Raw genomic sequence first — 357 nt, 5'->3', positions numbered from 1 at the left:
CGCGAATCATCCAAGCCCGATGGGTGGCAATGTCGCCTCCTTTGACCGCAGCCAACGCTATAAAGATCGAAAGCAGCATCGAAACGCTCACGAATACGCGCACTGCGTAAAGCAAGCTGCCCTGCAATTCGGGGGGGATTGGATACATGACCGTCATCCACAAACCCGATAAAGCAGCCAAAATTCCGCTTGCAACCACTATCCGACCCGAGACTCTGTGCCATTGGGTACTTCTTTGGCGTAGCGTGGAAGAAAACTGCAGAGCGCCTAATATAGAAAACAGGCACACGCAAAGGATGTGCACAATCACAGGAAACGGCGCCGCAACGAATCGGGCGTTCTCGGTGCTGATCTCCG

1 protein-coding gene is annotated in these 357 nt (G+C 53.8%); it reads right to left on the bottom strand.

Going from position 1 to position 357, the window contains the following annotated elements; all coding sequences use genetic code 11:
- Positions 1 to 289, bottom strand: a 289-nt coding sequence (locus tag C5P05_RS35185) for a DUF2306 domain-containing protein (RefSeq protein ID WP_420130710.1), incomplete at its 3' end; no start/stop codon positions are given.
- Between the last annotated feature and the right edge of the window lie 68 nt (positions 290 to 357).

It is taken from the genome of Rhodoferax ferrireducens (assembly GCF_003347515.1).
Classification (GTDB): domain Bacteria; phylum Pseudomonadota; class Gammaproteobacteria; order Burkholderiales; family Burkholderiaceae_C; genus Rhodoferax.
This window is presented reverse-complemented; position numbering and strand designations above follow the sequence as displayed.